Below are 14,959 nucleotides of genomic sequence, written 5' to 3' on the forward strand. Positions count from 1 at the left end.
CGGCATGGCCGACGGCATCTTGGGCGAAGCGCAGCCCTGGCAGCAAGTGCTGGCGCTTATCGTGGCCGCGACGGTCGTCATGGGCAGTCCGGGACCGGCGACGATCAGCGTCACCGCCATTGGCGCGGCGTTCGGCCTGCGTCCTTCCCTGCGTTACACCTCCGGCGTGGTGCTCGGCACGATCGCCGTGCTTCTGGCGGTGGCGGCCGGGATTTTCGGCATGCTGACCTCGGTGCCGGGAGTGGCGCCGGTGCTGGCGATCGCTTCGGCGGCCTACATCCTTTATCTCGCTTTCAAGATCGCGACCGCGCCGCCATTGGCCGAGCGCGGCAACATGGCGATGAAGCCTGATTTTCTCGGCGGCTTCATGCTCGCCGTCGCCAATCCGAAAGCCTATGTGGCGATCGGCGCCGTGTTCGCCGGCGCAGCGTCGCGGGCCGATACGCTCGGCGCGCCCACCAGGCTACTGGTGCTTGCCGCGATGATCGTCGCGATCCATGTGGCGTGGCTGCTTGCCGGAACGGCTTTCGCGCGCTTCCTGCGCCATCCGCTGGCCTCGCGGATCATCAATCTGGCGTTTGCCGCCACGCTCGTGCTGACGACTGCGCTGGCGGCGTTGCGGTAGCCGATCAGGTCTTCGCGGTCACGCCGAGTTCCGCCAGCCGCTTCAGCGCGGTCGGCGGCATGGGCGGCGGGTTCGGCGTTTGCGCCGCCTCGACAAGCATCTGGTCGCAGGCGGCTTCGGTCTCGCCGATCAGCCGCTGCATGAATTCGTCCTTGCCGAGACCGGGCGGGATCGGCGGCAGGAAACGGGCCTTGATGGTGCCGGGATAGCGCAGGAACTTGCGGCGCGGCCAGTAGAGGCCGGCGACATGGGCGACCGGCACCACGGGCACGCCCAGTTGCGAATAGATCTCGACAATCCCGTATTTGTAGGACGGCTCGGCGCCCGGCGGGCGGCGCGTGCCTTCGGGGTAGATGATGAGTTGGCGCGGATTGCGATCCATTTCCTGCCTGGTGGCGGCAACGACCGCCTTCAGCGCCTTCGAGCGGCTGCCCCGATCGACCGGGATCATGCGCATCTTCATGATGTACCAGCCGAAGAAGGGGATCCAGGTCAGCTCGCGCTTCAGGATATAGAGCGCGTCGTCGAGATAGGGGAAGAAGGCGATCGCGTCCCAGAAGGACTGGTGCTTCGGCGCCAGGATGAAGGAGCCTTCGGGCAGGTTCTCGACACCCGTGATCTCACTCTTGGTCGCGGCGATCTTGTCATAGAGCCACATCGAGGTGCGCGACCAGAATTTCGGCACGAACCAGGCGCGGTGGCGCGGCGACAGGAAATAATAGGGCGTCCAGAAGATCATCTGGACGATCAGGCTGAGATAGAAGACGAGGTTGAACGCCAGCGAGCGGATGATGAGCATGCAAGGGGCCCGTGAGAAAGTGTGCGTTGGTTACACCAAGCGGCGGCAAAAAGGAAACGGCACGGTGGTCGAATGCCGGCCTTACAATGACTGCGCCAGTCGCTCCTTCAGGCACGGTGCTGCAAAATCGAGGAAGGCGCGCAGCTTCACCGGCAGCCGGCCCTGGCCGGCATGAACGAGGCTCACCGGCCAGGGCGGCGGCTCGAACGGCTCCAGCACCACCCGCAGCGCGCCGGCGCGCACTGCAGCGTCGGCCTGGTAGGACAGAACCCTAGTCAGGCCCAAGCCTGCAATCGCGGCATCGATCGCCGCCTCGGCGGTGTTGACCTGCAACCGCGAGCGGACCGGCACCACGATCTCCGTCTTGCCCGTGCCGAAAGTCCAGGTCGCGGGCGCGGCGAGACCTTCGAAGGTGACGCAGTTGTGGCCCGCGAGCTCAGATGGTTTCTCCGGCGTGGCATGCAAGGCGAGATAGGCGGGGCTTGCGCAGACGATGCGACGGATCGAGCCGACGCGGATCGCAACCATGGCCGAATCCGGCAGTTCGCTGATGCGCACCGCCAGATCGATATGCTCCTCGGCCAGTTGGGTGATCCGGTCCGACAAGGTCAGGCGGACGTCCACTTGCGGATAGACGGCTAGAAAGCCGGTGATTACCGGCAGCACATGCAAGCGGCCGAAGACGACCGGCGCGGTGATGACCAGCTCGCCCGTCGGGCTCGAATATTCGCCGGCAGCAGAGCGCTCCGCCTCGCTCACCTCGTCGAGAATGCGGCGGCAGGCGATGAGATAGGACTGGCCGGGATCGGTCAGCGTCAGCCGCCGCGTCGAGCGGTTGAGCAGGCGCGTCCCTAGGTGCTTCTCCAGTTCGGAGAGCTTGCGGCTAATGGTCGGCAGCGGCACGCCGGCGCGGCGCGCCGCGGCGGACAGGCTGCCGGCCTCAACCGTGGCGACGAACAGCGACATGGCGTCGAGGCGATCCATTATTCTCCCGAAATCTGGAAGGATACCTTACAAATATGCTCCCTACATCCGATTTTCGGAAGGGACTAAATCATGTGCGATCCTGTCCGAGGAGCGCCAGCATGAATGAATTCCCCAGCGACATCGCCTTCACGCCGACCGTCAAGGCCATCCAAGCCCGCAAGGGGTCGCGCGACTCCTATGCGCGCGTCGAGCAACGCGGCGGCTGGCGGGCGACGATCACTGCCGACCTCGCCGCCTTCGTCGAAGCGCAGACCAGCGTGTTCCTGGCGACCGCCAATGCCGAAGGCCAGCCTTACATCCAGCATCGCGGCGGGCCTGCCGGCTTCCTCAAGGTGCTCGACGAGCACAGGATCGGCTTTGCCGACTTTTCCGGCAACCGGCAGTTCATCACCCAGGGCAATCTCGAGGACAACGACCAGGCTTTCCTGTTCCTGATCGACTACATGCTCAGGCAGCGTATCAAGATCTGGGGCAGGGCGGGTGTCGTCGAAAATGACCCGGAGCTGACGGCGAGGCTGATGCCGCCGGATTACAAGGCCCGGCCGGAGCAGGCGATCCTGTTCACGGTTACGGCCTGGGACGCCAATTGCCCGCAGCACATCCCGCAGCGTTTCGAGGCGGCGGATGTCGCGGCGGCGCTGGCCGAGCGCGACCGGCGCATCGCAGGCCTGGAGCAGGAGATTGCGCGCCTGCGCGAGAATACGACGGCTAAGGTTTAGTTCTTCGCCACAGTCGATGCTTCCGCCAGCGTGACGCCCTCGGGCGCCGCGCGGAGCGGCAGGAAGCCGCGCGCCAGCGACAGCACATATTTGCTGTATTCGGTCAGCAGCACGCGCAGGGCCTCCGGCTTGGTCAGCCAGCCGCCATTGCCGAGATTGGTGTTGACCACCGGGTAGGGCTCGAGGCGGGCGCCATGCAGCAGCCGGCTCATTTCGAGCAGGCTGCGCGGCATGTGGTAATTGTTGGTGACGATGATGATGCTGCCATAGGCGTGGTTCTCCACCCATTTGGCGCTTTCCTCGGCATTGCCGATGGTGTCGAGCGCGGCGCGGTCGATATCGACGCAGCAGGAGAAGAGCTGCTTGTCGCCGCCCATTGCCGCCTGCAGCTGGCGCTTGGTGGCCGATGGATGGACGCCGCTGATCAGCAGGCGTTCGCCTTTGCCGGAGGCCAGCAGGTCCATCGCCGCGTCGAGCCGCGACTGACCGCCGGTGAGCACGACGATGGCGTCGGCCCTGGCCGGGTTGAGCGGGGTGGTCATGTGGCTGACCTTGTCGGCGAACCAGCCGAAGCCGCCGGCAAAAAGTACCAGCGCGGCGAGAGCGATGAAGCCGCAGACGCGCAGGGCAAACCTTAAACGGCCGGGCGTGGCGGAAGCAGCGGCGCGTGCACGCACCACCGGCATCCGTCCAGTTGTCCCGATCGAATCCCGCGCTTCCATCATCCCCAGGTTAATCCCGAAAACATCCCATGGTTAACTCCGAAATGCGGCCTTTGACAGATAAGACGCGCACATTGCGTTACGGCAAGTATCCCATGTGTGATCGTTGTCTCGTTTGCAGATAACGCTTTGCACTGTCTGTCCGTTGCGGCTCATGGCTCAACCCGCGTCCGGTTGGCGAACGTCGATGTCGCTGAGATAGGTGACGACGGTCGCGTGCGAGGTCGCCGCGGTCAGCGCGCCGATCACCAGCACCATCAGGCCGACGCCGAAATAGCCGGCGGAGCCGATGGCGAAGTTGCCGAACAAGGCGGTCGCCTGGTCGGCCTGGGGCGTGGCCATGTTGCGCGACGACCACCAGGAAAAGACGATGAAGACGGCAATCGCCAGGGCGCCGCCGGCGGCCGCGCCCTTCATGCCGGTGACCAGGAAATGCCAGCGGAATTCGCGCGCGATGAAGCGCGCCTCGGCGCCGACGAAATGCAGCACTTCGATGATGTGGCCGTTGCCGGCCATGGCGCCGCGCGTGGCGAACACCACCGTCAGCACGGTTGCCGACAGCATCAGCACCAGCACGGCAATGCCGATCGTCACTGTCGTGTGCGCCATGGCGATAAGACGGTCGACCCAGGTGCGGTGATCGTCGAGCGCCGCGGTCGGGATCTTGGGCGAGATGGCGGCGCGCATGGCGGCAAAGTCCGGCGGGCTGGCCTCGTCGATGGTGACGATGATGAGGCGCGGCACCGGCAGCTCGTCGATGTTGAGGCCGCTGCCCAGCCATGGTTCCAGAAGGCGCGCGGTCGCGTCGCGGTCGATGATCTTGGTGCCCATCACGCCGGGGAACTCGCCGGCGATCTGCGAGGCCTGCGCAAGGGCCGCCTCCATGTCGAGGCCGTCGGTCGGCTTGATCTGGATCGTCGCCTCGCGCGATATCTGGTTTTCCCAGACGGAGGCGGTATCGCGCACCAGCGTCACCGCGCCGAAGGTGAGGCAGGACAGGAAGGTCATGATGGCGATGACCAGCACCAGTGCCCGTCCGGCGATGTTCTGCGCCGGCACGATCGGCGCCGTCTTGCGCTGCACACGCCGGACCGTCACCGGCGCCTCGGCGTCGGCTTCATCCCGCAGACGATCGGCCGGAAAGTCAGTCATAGACGTCCAGCCTTCCGCTGGCCAGGATCATGCGGCGCGCATCGACCTGCTCCATCAGGCCGAGGTCGTGGGTGGCGATGACCACGGCTGTGCCCAGCCGGTTGAGCTCGATGAACAGCCTGAGCAGCCGGCGCGCCAGCGGCGGATCGACATTGCCGGTAGGCTCGTCGGCAAGCAGGATCTCCGGCTGCTCGATCAAGGCCCGGGCAATCGCGGCGCGCTGCTTCTCGCCGCCCGAAAGCACCGGCGGCAGGACATGCATGCGATCGCCGAGGCCGACCCATTTCAGAAGCTCGGTCACGTCGGTGCGATAGCTCGCTTCCTCGCGCCCGCGCACGCGCAACGGCAGCGCGACATTCTCGTAGGTGGTCATGTGGTCGAGCAGGCGGAAATCCTGGAACACCACGCCGATGCGGCGGCGCAGCAGCGGCAGTTCGCCTCGCGAGATGCGCGAGCGGTCCTTGCCGAAGATGGTGATCAGGCCGCGCGTCGGCTTCAGCGACATGAACAAAAGGCGCAGCAAGGTCGTCTTGCCGGCGCCCGAGGGGCCGCTCAGGAACTGAAAGGAGCGCTCCGGAATGTGCAGGGAGATGTCGCGGAGAATCTCCGGACCCATGCCATAGCGGAGGCCGACATTTTCGAAGCGGATCACGTTCGGCGACCTGAAACTTTCGGCGGCGACGCGCCACAATCTACTCTAACAGACCATCGGCCGGCATGGTTAACCGGCGGTTAATTTTGCAACGTTCAGCGCGCATCAAAGCCATTCCGGTGGGGAAGCGTTAACCAATTCCGTTTACGCAAAAGAAACGAAGACTGCACTGGTGCCGTAATGGCTGACGAGAGAACCGCGCGCCCTGTTTCCGGCGAAATCATGACCGGTACGGCAACAAGTGCCGCGCCGGGGCGCGTCATGTTCGATGCAGCCGATATCGTCGATGCCGATTATGTGGTGCTGCCGCGACTTGCCGCGGCGCCGTCGGCGCCCCCGCCGCAGATCCCTCCCATGCCTTCGATCGAAGGCATGGGCATGCTGCGCAAACCGGAGGCGGCGCCGTCGCGATCCTCGCGCGGCGGCCCGACATTCTGGATCGCCGGCGTCGGCATAGCGCTGATCTCATTCTGGGTGTCGGGCGGTCATGCGCTGGTCCGGCAGAGCCCCTTTTGGGCGGCCGCGGCGCCGACGAGCGCGCTCACCATTTCCGGCGTAACGTCGCGCATCGATGAATCGGGCCTGAAGCCGGTGCTGTTCGTGGATGGAGAGGCGGCCAATGACGGGACCAGGCCGCAAACGCTGCCGCCGCTCGAGATCCGCGTCACCGACAACAACTCCAACATCATCCGCTACAGGCTGGGGACATCCAACCGGTCGCTGGGACCGGGCGAAAAATTCGGCTTTTCCAGTCGCCTCGATGTGCCTAAAGACGGCGTAAGAACCGTCGCAGTCATCTTCGCCGGCTAGACGGGTCGATATTCAGGTCAGGCCGGCCTGCAAATAGCGGCTTCCTGCGCTTCCGGGCTCGCGTACTGAAATGTACGCTCCGCTCCGGTTCTCGGCAGCCACTATTTTCGGCACGGCCTGACCTGAATCTCAACCCGTCTATCGACACCGCCGCCAATTTTTTGAAGGAAAAACTATGCCAGTTGTGCGTGGCAAGGACATTGAGGTCCTGTTTTCGGCGTCGGCGATCGCGCGCCGCAATCTCGAGCTCGCCAAGGAAATCGCCGGGCGCGACTATCACGACCTGCTGGTGATCTCGATCCTCAAGGGCTCGTTCGTCTTCGCCGCCGATCTCATCCGCGCCATGCATAATGTCGGCCTGTCGCCCGAAGTCGAGTTCATCTTCATTTCCAGCTACGGCGCCGGCACCACGAGCGGCGAGGTCAGGGTGCTGCGCGACATCGACAATGAGGTCGCCGGCCGCGATGTGCTTTTGATCGACGACATACTGGAATCCGGCAAGACGCTTTCCTTCACCCGCGACCTGATGCTTTCGCGCGGCGCCAAGAGCTGCGCCATTGCCGTGCTGCTCGACAAGCGCATGCGCCGCCAGACCTCGCTCAACGCCGACTATGTCGGCTTCGACTGCCCGGACTATTTCGTCGTCGGCTACGGCATGGATGTCGCCCATGCGTTCCGCGAACTGCCGTTTGTCGGGATCGTGAAGGGCGACGCCTGAGAGGTGCCACAGTCCCTCCGAAAAGCCGACGTTCGTTAGAATTTTCAGAAAACGTCAACGTTTCGGCGGCATCTATCTTGGCATGGCAAAGCTTCTGATCGTCGAGGACGATGAGTCCGTCCGAACCCTCGCCGCCCGCGCGCTGGAGCGCGACGGCCATAAAGTCACCATCGCCACCGACGGCGCGCAGGGCCTGGACATGATCCGGCAGGCCGGTGGCTACTACGATCTGGTGGTGTCCGACATCCGCATGCCGGAAATGGACGGCATCGAGATGGCGACGGCGGCCGCGAGGGAGTTCCCGACGATGAGGATCGTGCTGATGACCGGCTACGCCGATCAGCGCGAGCGCGCCGAGGAACTCAACGGCATCATCCTCGATGTCGTGCAGAAGCCGTTCACGCTGGCCGAGATCCGCGCCCGCGTCGGCAAGGCATTAAGCTGCTTCGCTTGAGACCGCCCCGGCGGCCGGCGCGGCCCTTCGCCGACGCCCGCCGCTGAGCGCAAGCAGGCCGGCGCCTATGATCAGCGCCGCGCCGAGCACGGTCGTTTCGCGCGGCACCTCGGCGAAGAACAGGAAACCCCACAGCGGCGACCAGAGAATGCCGGTGTATTCGAACGTGGCGACGCGGTTGGCCGGCGCCATCCGGTAGGCCTGAGAGAGCAGGATCATGCCGGCGGAAGCGACGAAGCCGCAGGCGGCCATCTTCAGGAAATCCGGCATCGTCGGCCATACCCATGGCCGCACCAGGAATTCGACGCTCGGATGCGCCGCGTGGGTGATGCCGGCGAGATGAAAGACGGCAGCGACGGCAATGGCGCCGCTGAGGTAGGCGCCGTTCTGGTAGAAGGCCATCACTGTCGATGATTCGGTGTCGCCGATGCGGCGCGCCATCAACTGCGAAAAGCCGTAGAGGAAGGCCGAGCCCAACGACAGCAGCGCCGCCCAGTCGAACACGCCGGCGCCTGGACGCACCATCACCAGCACGCCGACCAGGCCGATCAGCACGGTCGCCAGCGTCTTCCAGGAGACGCGCTCGCCGAGATACGGACCGGCCATCGCCATGATGAACAGCGGCGCCATGAAATAGAGCGCCACCGCGTCGGCCAGCGGCAAGGCGGCGATCGCCAGATAGTAGACCGTGTAGGACGAGAACTGGATGAAGGCTCGCAGCGTCAGCATGCCGAAGCGCTTCGACAGTACCGCCTTCAGGCCGACATCGGCCTGGACGAGCACGATCAGGATCGGCAGCGCGACGATGGCGCGGATCGCCATCACCTCGGTCACCGGATAGCCGCTCGACACCGCCTTCACCAGCGGATCCTGCAGCGAAAAGACCAGCACGCCGAGGCAGAGGCTCAGAATGCCTAGCACCATCCGGTTCTGCATCAATGTCGGCCCCCCGCGAGCCGTTGGTTATTCATTTCACGCAATTCCGGACGGAAAACCGCTGGGCACTTTTCCTGGAATTGCTCGTAGAGCAGAGATGACGCTTCGTCGAACGGTCATCCTGCTCCAACTGTGGTCGTTTGAGCATGATCTTGTCCGAAAACCGGTTCCCACTTTTCGGAAAGTGCTCGTAAAAAGAACCCGCCACCATTTTCAGGCAGCGGGTACGAGTGAGGACTCTTCGATTGGTCCGCGGCCGATTTCGCGGTCGCATATCCAATGGGTATGGCGACTATCCTGCGGCGTTTGACATCTTGCAAACGAATTGGAATGATGCCAGCAATCAAATTTTCTTATGGCGGAAATCGATGAAACCCGTGCTCGACAGCGACCTCCTGCGCACTTTCGTGGCGGTGGCCGAAACCGGCAATTTCACCCGCGCGGCGGAGAAAGCCGGGCGCACGCAATCAGCCGTGTCGATGCAGATGAAAAAGCTGGAGGACATGGTCGGCGACGATCTGTTCGAGCGCGGCTCGCGCGGCGTGGCGTTGACACGCCGCGGCAGCGAATTGATCTCGAACGCCCGGCGGATCGTCTCGCTGCTCGACGAGACGGCCGCCTCGCTGGTGGCGCCGCCGCTCGGCGGGCTGGTGCGCATCGGCATCCCGGCTGAATATGGCCGGTCGATCCTGTCGCGGGCACTCGGCGAATTCGCCAAGCGCCATCCGCGCGTCGAGGTCACGGTGCGCTATGCGCATTCTGATTCGCAGGTAAGGGCGCTCGCGGCGGGCGAACTCGATCTCGCGGTGGTGTTCGAATGGGAGGGCTCTTCCGGCGGCGAGGTGCTGATGCACGACCCCACGGTATGGGTGACGTCGACGCTTCACCACATGCATGAGGAAAAGCCGGTGCCGATCGCGCTTTACAGCCGCAACGGTTGGTGCCGCGACTTCGCGATCAAGTCGCTGCAGCAGCGCGGCCTCGACTACCGGGTCGCTTACACCAGCGACACCAATGGCGGCCTGACGCTCGCCGTCACTTCCGGCCTTGCGATCGCGCCGATCTCGCGCAGCAACATCCCGGACGATTGCCGCGAGCTGACGGTCGCCGACGGTTTCGGCGACATCGATTCCTCCAATGTCGTCCTGCACCGCAATCCGCTGGCGACCGGCGAGGCGATCGACGGCATGGAGAATGCGATCCGCGAGGCCTTCATGCTGACCCGGCAGACACCGGCCGGTCTTTGAATTCTGCAACTGCGTCCGATTTGGAGCAGTTTGCCGATAGAATTCGCGCGCCTTGGCGATGTCGAACATGCGCAGGACCGGGGTGACGGGTCCAAGTTTCGGCATAGGTGACGGAAATCCGAAAGGCGCAGGCGAGCTTACTTCAGCTCCAGCAGCCGCTCGAGATAGCTGCGCTCGATATCGGGGCTGAGCGCATTGCCAAGCCGCTTGCGGATAGCGTCGAGGATCTGGCGCGCGCGCTGCACGTCGATCTCGTCGGGAACCTTGACCGAGGTGCCGTCATCGGGGCCGTTGGTGGCGCGCGGCCGCCCCAGCGGATCGCGGTCGGCGTCCTGCTGGCGGCCGCCCTGCTCGCTGCCGCCCTGATCGCCCTGCATGGCCTGCATCTGTTTCATCATGTCCTTGGCGCCGCGGCGCAGCGCCTCCAGCGCGCGGCCCTGGTGGCCGACGGCCTGGTCGCCGTCGCCCTGGCCCAGTGATTGCTCGGCATTGCCCATCGATTTGCCGGCCTCGCCGAAGCCCTCATTGGGCTCCATGCCCATGCCCTCGAGCCCCTTCTTCAACTGGTCGAGCTCGCTCTGCAGCTGGCCCTGGCCTTCCTGCAACTGCTTCAACGCATCGGCCAAATCCTTCGGCGACATTTTCGGACGTCCGAGCGGATCGCGGTCCTGGCCGGGGCCGGGTCGCTGCTGGTCGTCGAACTGGCCCTGTTCGCCGTCCTCGCCAAGCTGCTGCTGCTCGCCGCCTTCGCCACGCTGCCCACGCTGCATCTGGTCCAGCCGGAAGGTGTCGTTCATCATTTCCTGCTGGCGGCGCATGATGTCGCCGAGCTTGTCCATCTGCTGTCGCAGCTCGCTGTCCTGCTCGCCGCCCTGCGGCTGGCGGCCGGCCTGCAGGTTGTTCATCATGTCCTGCAGCTCGGAGAGAAGCTGCTGGGCCTTGTCGCGATCGCCCGATTTGGCCAGATTCTCGATCTGGTCCATCATGCGGTCGATATCGCTCTGGCGCAGCTCGCGGCCGTTCTGCTGCATCTGCGGCGCGTTCGGGTTCTGCTGCGCGCGCTGGGCGAATTCCTGCAGGAACTGGTTCATCGCCTCGCGCAGTTCCTTCATCGCCTTCTCGATCTCCTGATCGCTGGCGCCGTTCTTGATGGCATCCTGCAACGCCTGCTGCGCCTGGCGCAGCCGCCGCTCGGCGGCCGACAGATTGCCTTCCTCGATGCCGAGCGCGATCTCCCACAGATAGGCCACGACGTTGCGCAGCTGGTCGTCGCTCTCGGAGAGCTTCAGCCGGCTTTTCGCGCTCATGATGGCGAGATAATTCGACATGTTGTCGAACGTGTCCTCGGGGCGCAGCGTGATCGCGTCCATCAAGTCGAGGACGCGCGGCTTGGCATTGGTATCGAGCGCCAGCAGCCGGCGCTGCTCGATCACCGCGCGGGCGAGCGGATTGGCGAAGGGCCGCTCGGGCATGACCATTGTCTTGGTTTCGCTGGTCGCGGTGTGGCCGGCATCGTCGGTGACGCTCAGCGTCAGCTTGATGTTGGTGCCGGCCCAGACATGCTCGGTCAGGTCCTTGGTCGTCTTGGCCGCGTTCGCCTTGCCGCCGCGGCGCGGCAGCGTCAGCGGCATGTCGGGCGCGCCGTAGAGCGGATGGGCGTTGGCGGCCGGCGGGTCCGACGGCTCGAAAACGGCCTTGGCGGAGGCGGCACCGTAGTCGTCGTCGATCTGGTAGTTCAGCTCGATGGCGCCGTTGACCGCGCGCTCCGGCTCGCCGACGAAGCGGATCGTCGGCGGCTTGTCGGGAATGACGGCAAAGGCCCAATGGCCGAGATCGCCATCGCCGGATTTCAGCGTCAGCGTGCCGTTGGTGTTCAGCTTGCCGGAGAACTGTCGCACCTTTGGCGCCGTCTGGCTGGCGGCGGGCGGGGTCCCCTTGGATGCCACGGGGGGCGCCGCGGGCTCGATCGCGCGGTCATTGCCGCCTTGATCGGCATAGCTCAGCGTTTCCTCGCCCGAGCCGCCGGTGACGCGCAGCGAAACGTCGCTGCCTTGCGGAACGGAAAAAGTCTGGACGGCCTGGTTGGCATCGGCGGTCAGGAACAGCGGCGCCTTGCCGGTATAGGCGGGCGGCGTCACCCAGGCGTCGATGCGCGGCGGCACGGCGTTGTGCGCGGCGCGGGCGACAAAAGCGTCGCTGACGCTGCCGCCAAAGGGTCCGAAGGAGAAGGCCAAAGCCGTGACGAACAGCAGCCCCGCCACGGCGCGCAGGCCCCAGCGGTCATAGTCCGGCACGCCGGTGCGCGGCCGGTCGGCGCCGAGACTCGAAAGCCGCTCGGCCATGCGCTTCTGGTGCTCGCGCCACAGCGCCTGCGAGAAGATGCTGTCGGCGCCGCTCGGCCGGTCGGTCTGCACCTGCACCGGGCTGTGCAGCAATTCGTTCGCCGCCTCGATGCGCCTGTCGACCTCGGCGGCCGAGGGCATGCGGAAGAAACGCAGCGGATAGAGCGCCGCGACCGCCGCCAGCGCGAACAGGATCAGAAGGCCGATGCGCACGACGTCCGGCAGACGCGGGAACAGGCCGAACCACGAAAAGCTCAGGAACAGGCTGGCGACGACCAGCAGCGGCAGCACGAGCGGCCAGGCGCGCTCGAAGGTCATCGAGGCCCGCGTCGCCAACCGGCTGAGCGCCAAGCGCCCGGCCAGGCCGCGTCCATCGCCGGCCCCGCCGCGTTCGCCGTTGGAAATGGGTCGTTCGGTCATCGGCCCTTCCTGCCCGGGCGCAATAGCCCGGACGTCATCACCAGAAGGATACCAGCAAACACGGCAAAGGCGAGGCAGGTTCCAAAAACGTGAAGCGGTTTGGCCGGGTTATGATCAGAAATTGGCGGGATTCGTGTTGGAACCGCAGACGAGGACCGCCACGCGCTCGCCCTCCGCCGGCACATAGCGCCCGGAAAGCATGGCGGCGAAGGCCGCGGCGCCACCGGGCTCGGCGATGATTCGCACGCGATCCCACAGCGCTTTCTGCGCCGCGACGATGTCGTCGTCGCTGACCAGGATCGAGCGTTCGACGAAGGCCTCGGCGATCGGGAACATCATTTCGCCGACGCGCTTCGGCGCCAGCGAATCGGCGGCAATGCCTTCGGCGGGCGTGTCGACCGGCTGGCCGGCCTCCAAGGCGCGGTAAAGCGTCGGCGCCCCCTCGGGCTCGATGGCGACGATGCGGATGCGTCCCGAGAACCAGGCGGCGATGCCGCCGATCAGGCCGCCGCCGCCCACGGCGACCAGTAGCGTGTCGATTTCGGGCAAGTCGGCTTCGATCTCCAGGCCGAGCGTGCCCTGGCCGAGCAGCGTTTCCTCCTGGTTGAAGGCATGGATCTGCAGGGCGCCGGTCCTGGCCGCGAAATCCTCGCTGGCGGCGAGCGCCTCAGCATAACGCGCGCCGACGACCACCAACTCGGCGCCGTAGCCGCGAATGCGCGCGAGCTTCGCCGGCGGGCTGACCTCCGGCACGAAGATGGTCGCCTTGTGGCCGAGCTTCATGGCGGCATAAGCGACGGCGGCGCCGTGATTGCCGCCGGACGCGGCGACCACGCCGGCCTCGGGCACCTGGCGCTCGAGCAGGTTGGTGAAGGCGCCGCGCGCCTTGAAGGAGCCGGAATGCTGCAGGCATTCGAGCTTGAGATCGACCGGAAAGACGGGACGGCCGAAATCCGCCAGGTCGATGCGCATCACCGGCGTATGGCGGACATAGGGGCGGATGCGCGGTTCGACAGCGGCGATGCGTTCGCGCGTGATCGTCTTTTTTTCCAGCATGGCCAGCTCCTTAAGGCGCGCCGCTCGGTTATTTCAGCCAGTCGGGGGTAGAATCCAATCCGATCAGGTCCTCATAGGTCTGGCGCGGCCGCACGACGTGAAAACGGTCGCCGTCGACCAGCACTTCTGGCACCAGGAGCCTTGTGTTGTAGGTGCCGGCCTGCACCGCGCCATAGGCGCCGGCGGTGGAAACCGCGATCAGGTCGCCTGCCTTCAATCTTGGCAGGTCGCGGTCGAGACCGATGAAATCGCCGGTCTCGCAGACCGGGCCGACGACGTCGACCTTCATGCGCGGGGTGGAGGCAGGCGGCTGCACCACCGGCCGGATGTCGTGGAAGGCGTCATAGAGCGTCGGCCGGATCAGGTCGTTCATGGCGGCGTCGACGACGAGGAAGTTCTTGGCGTCGCCTTCCTTCACATAGATGACCTCAGACACCAGGATGCCGGCATTGCCGACGATCAGGCGGCCGGGCTCGAACATCACCTTCAGGCCGAGACTGGTGACGTGCTTCCTGACGATCTCGGCATAGGCGTCGGGCAGGGGCGGCGGGCTGTTGTCGACGCGGTAGGGAATACCGAGGCCGCCGCCGAGATCGATATGCTCGATCGCATGTCCGTCGGCGCGCAGCGCCCCGACCAGTTCGACCAGCAGCGCGAAGGCATCATCGAACGGCTGCAATTCGGTGATCTGGCTGCCGATATGGGTGTCGATGCCGGTTACCCTGATCCCGGGCAGTTCAGCCGCGCGGGCATAGACCTGCCGCGCGCGCTGCCACGGAATGCCGAACTTGTTCTCGGCCTTGCCGGTCGAAATCTTCTTGTGGGTCCTGGCATCCACATCCGGATTGATGCGCAGCGAGATGGGCGCCAGCTTGCCGAGGGCCACGGCGCGCGCCGACAAAAGCTCGAGTTCAGGCTCGGATTCGACGTTGAAGCAGAGAATGCCGGCCGAAAGCGCGAAGTCCATCTCGCGCGCGGTCTTGCCGACGCCGGAAAACAGGATCTTGCTGGCCGGGATGCCGGCGGCCAGGGCGCGGCGCAACTCGCCTTCGGAGACCACGTCGGCGCCTGCGCCCTGCCTGGCCAGTGTCCTCAGCACGGCCTGGTTGGAGTTCGCCTTCATGGCGTAGCAGACCAGCGCGTCGAGGCCGGAAAAAGCCTCCTTGAAGACGCGGAAATGCCGGGTCAGCGTCGCCGTCGAATAGCAATAGAAGGGCGTGCCGACCTCGGCTGCGATGTCGGGGATGGCGACGTCCTCGGCATGGAGCACGGCGTCGCGGTAGTCGAAATGGTTCACGGGGTTCGGTTCCGGAAGGTTGA

Annotated in this window: 15 protein-coding genes; 6 read left to right on the top strand and 9 right to left on the bottom strand. The window is 65.4% G+C overall.

Translation table 11 applies throughout. From position 1 onward, the window contains the following. Nucleotides 1-4: 4 nt before the first annotated feature. Nucleotides 5-625, top strand: coding sequence for a LysE family translocator (locus tag FJW10_RS16810; protein WP_140900945.1), 621 nt, complete (start codon nt 5-7; stop codon nt 623-625). A 4-nt stretch (nt 626-629) separates the two neighbouring features. On the opposite strand, the gene FJW10_RS16815 is transcribed toward FJW10_RS16810, so the two are convergent. Further along, nucleotides 630-1,424 (bottom strand): 1-acyl-sn-glycerol-3-phosphate acyltransferase, encoded by a 795-nt coding sequence (locus tag FJW10_RS16815; RefSeq protein WP_140900946.1) that lies wholly within the window; start codon nt 1,422-1,424, stop codon nt 630-632. Between the two features lie 81 nt (nt 1,425-1,505). Next, nucleotides 1,506-2,408, bottom strand: a complete 903-nt coding sequence (locus FJW10_RS16820) for a LysR family transcriptional regulator (protein WP_140900947.1) — start codon at nt 2,406-2,408, stop codon at nt 1,506-1,508. A gap of 101 nt (nt 2,409-2,509) precedes the next feature. On the opposite strand from FJW10_RS16820, the gene FJW10_RS16825 reads away from it, so the two are divergent. Continuing rightward, nucleotides 2,510-3,130 (top strand): pyridoxamine 5'-phosphate oxidase family protein, encoded by a 621-nt coding sequence (locus FJW10_RS16825; protein ID WP_140900948.1) that lies wholly within the window; start codon nt 2,510-2,512, stop codon nt 3,128-3,130. On the opposite strand, the gene FJW10_RS16830 is transcribed toward FJW10_RS16825, so the two are convergent. The 3 genes from FJW10_RS16830 to ftsE all read right to left on the bottom strand — a co-directional run bounded on the left by FJW10_RS16830 (nt 3,127) and on the right by ftsE (nt 5,656). After that, nucleotides 3,127-3,855: a YdcF family protein gene (locus FJW10_RS16830; RefSeq protein ID WP_140835166.1), complete on the bottom strand. Its 729-nt coding sequence runs from the start codon at nt 3,853-3,855 to the stop codon at nt 3,127-3,129. The genes FJW10_RS16825 and FJW10_RS16830 overlap by 4 nt on opposite strands. A gap of 156 nt (nt 3,856-4,011) precedes the next feature. Next, nucleotides 4,012-5,004, bottom strand: a complete 993-nt coding sequence (locus tag FJW10_RS16835; protein WP_140900949.1) for an ABC transporter permease — start codon at nt 5,002-5,004, stop codon at nt 4,012-4,014. Then, nucleotides 4,997-5,656, bottom strand: a complete 660-nt coding sequence (gene ftsE / locus FJW10_RS16840) for a cell division ATP-binding protein FtsE (RefSeq protein WP_140900950.1) — start codon at nt 5,654-5,656, stop codon at nt 4,997-4,999. The genes FJW10_RS16835 and ftsE overlap by 8 nt, the downstream gene beginning before the upstream one ends. A 180-nt stretch (nt 5,657-5,836) precedes the next feature. On the opposite strand from ftsE, the gene FJW10_RS16845 reads away from it, so the two are divergent. The 3 genes from FJW10_RS16845 (at nt 5,837) to FJW10_RS16855 (ending at nt 7,638) form a co-directional block, all read left to right on the top strand. After that, entirely contained in the window at nt 5,837-6,466 is a 630-nt protein-coding gene (locus tag FJW10_RS16845) for a hypothetical protein (protein ID WP_140900951.1), read from the top strand. A 175-nt stretch (nt 6,467-6,641) separates the two neighbouring features. After that, entirely contained in the window at nt 6,642-7,184 is a 543-nt protein-coding gene (gene hpt / locus FJW10_RS16850; RefSeq protein WP_140900952.1) for a hypoxanthine phosphoribosyltransferase, read from the top strand. A gap of 82 nt (nt 7,185-7,266) precedes the next feature. Next, entirely contained in the window at nt 7,267-7,638 is a 372-nt protein-coding gene (locus tag FJW10_RS16855) for a response regulator (RefSeq protein WP_140900953.1), read from the top strand. Here the strand turns inward: FJW10_RS16855 and FJW10_RS16860 are convergent. Continuing rightward, nucleotides 7,621-8,574 carry a DMT family transporter gene (locus FJW10_RS16860; RefSeq protein WP_140835170.1) on the bottom strand — a complete coding sequence of 318 codons (954 nt, stop codon included), beginning with the start codon at nt 8,572-8,574 and terminating at the stop codon, nt 7,621-7,623. The two genes, FJW10_RS16855 and FJW10_RS16860, sit on opposite strands and share 18 nt — an antisense overlap. Before the next feature lie 368 nt (nt 8,575-8,942). Between FJW10_RS16860 and FJW10_RS16865 the strand changes: the two genes are divergently transcribed. Further along, complete coding sequence (locus tag FJW10_RS16865) at nt 8,943-9,821, top strand: LysR family transcriptional regulator (RefSeq protein ID WP_140835171.1); 879 nt, start codon at nt 8,943-8,945, stop codon at nt 9,819-9,821. Between the two features lie 137 nt (nt 9,822-9,958). Here the strand turns inward: FJW10_RS16865 and FJW10_RS16870 are convergent, their stop codons facing one another. The 3 genes from FJW10_RS16870 to lysA all read right to left on the bottom strand — a co-directional run bounded on the left by FJW10_RS16870 (nt 9,959) and on the right by lysA (nt 14,936). Continuing rightward, entirely contained in the window at nt 9,959-12,583 is a 2,625-nt protein-coding gene (locus tag FJW10_RS16870) for a TIGR02302 family protein (protein WP_140900954.1), read from the bottom strand. A gap of 114 nt (nt 12,584-12,697) precedes the next feature. Beyond that, the gene (locus tag FJW10_RS16875) at nt 12,698-13,639 is read right to left on the bottom strand and encodes a threonine/serine dehydratase (protein WP_140900955.1); all 942 of its coding nucleotides are present in this window, start codon (nt 13,637-13,639) and stop codon (nt 12,698-12,700) included. Between the two features lie 28 nt (nt 13,640-13,667). Further along, nucleotides 13,668-14,936, bottom strand: coding sequence for a diaminopimelate decarboxylase (gene lysA / locus FJW10_RS16880; RefSeq protein ID WP_140900956.1), 1,269 nt, complete (start codon nt 14,934-14,936; stop codon nt 13,668-13,670). Nucleotides 14,937-14,959 lie beyond the last annotated feature (23 nt).

The organism is Mesorhizobium sp. B4-1-1, assembly GCF_006439375.1.
GTDB lineage: Bacteria > Pseudomonadota > Alphaproteobacteria > Rhizobiales > Rhizobiaceae > Mesorhizobium.